This is a genomic window from Streptomyces nanshensis, from assembly GCF_001751255.1.
Taxonomy (GTDB): domain Bacteria; phylum Actinomycetota; class Actinomycetes; order Streptomycetales; family Streptomycetaceae; genus Streptomyces; species Streptomyces nanshensis_A.
This window is the reverse complement of sequence record NZ_LJGW01000544.1, coordinates 1-1246: the sequence shown is the minus strand read 5'-3', so window position 1 is coordinate 1246 and position 1246 is coordinate 1. Positions and strand designations below refer to the sequence as shown.

Annotated in this window: 1 protein-coding gene; it reads right to left on the bottom strand. The window is 63.5% G+C overall.

Annotated elements, in window-relative coordinates; all coding sequences use genetic code 11:
- Nucleotides 1-1133: S8 family serine peptidase (locus tag AN218_RS36230; RefSeq protein ID WP_141747748.1), on the bottom strand; the 1133-nt coding region annotated here is incomplete at its 3' end.
- Nucleotides 1134-1246: the final 113 nt, after the last annotated feature.

Below are 1246 nucleotides of genomic sequence, written 5' to 3'. Positions count from 1 at the left end.
ACAACCGCGATACCGACGAGCACCAGGAAGATCAGTCCGAACAGAACAATCGGCGGGCCGAGAGCGAACATCCACCCCGATGAATCATCGTCTGAGGACGATGCCCCCGGGTTCGAACCACCGGCACCCGCCGCAGAGTCCGACGACTTCTCCGGCGGCGCCAAAGGTCCCGCCTTCGGGCCCGACGGGTAGTCGTACGTCACGGCGCGGAAGGGACGCACCGCGCCGTAACCGAACTTCTCATCGGGCAGCTTGGGCGCATTGCCCTTCGCGTCCGTCAGCGGCTTCGCCGACTTGATCAGCCGATTGATCACCTGTCCAGCAGTCAGGTCCGGATGCTTTTCCAACACCAGCGCTGCCGCTGCGGATACGTAGGCCGCGGAATCTGAAGTACCTTCGGTGTAGCCGTAACCTGACTCGTACTTCTTGTCCGGTGTCACGTTCTTCTCACCCGGGGCGACCAGGGTCGTGTTCGAGCCCCAAGACGAGTTTTCCCACACGGTGCCGTCCCGGCCCAGTGCGCCCACGGAAACAACGCCCGGATAGGCGGCAGGGTACTGCTTGTGCCAGCCAGGGGTGTTCCCGGTCGCAGCTACGACGACGGCCCCCTTGGCGATAGCGTAGGCAACTGCCGCTTCTTCGCCGGGAATTGAAGGCCCGTCGTAGGAGAGATTGATGACCTTGGCTCCGTGGTCGACGGCGTACCGGATGGCCGACGCCTGAGATGAGTCAGCCGAGCCGATCTCTGTGGTGAGGGGCATGATCTTTGCTCCAGGGGCAAGCCCCTTCATGCCCGACTCGTTGCCAGGCCCGTGCCCATGTGCGGCGATCAAGCCGGCCATTGCAGTCCCGTGACGCCCGGCGTCTTCGGTGCCCTTGCCTCGCGTGTAATCCCTTCCGGCAAGCACCGACCCTTTGAGGTCTGGGTTGTCGGAGTCCACCCCGGTATCGACGACAGCAACGGTCACGCCTTTCCCTGTGGCGTGTTCCCAAATGTCTTCTGCCGCGTAGAAGTTCAGTGCCCACTGCCGCTGTCGGATGTCGTCCGCGAAGGCTGCGGGAGCAGATCCGAGGAGCAGAGCTCCCGCCGACACCCCGACGCCGACTGCGCGCAGCGCCTTACGGCAGTTCATCTCTGTCCCCCTGCGTCTGTCTTTCCAATAAAACGCGTCCCGTTGACCTGTCACGGTCGGGAGACCAACGGGACACCGATCTTCTTTGTGCGCATCAGTCCGTCAGGACGGAG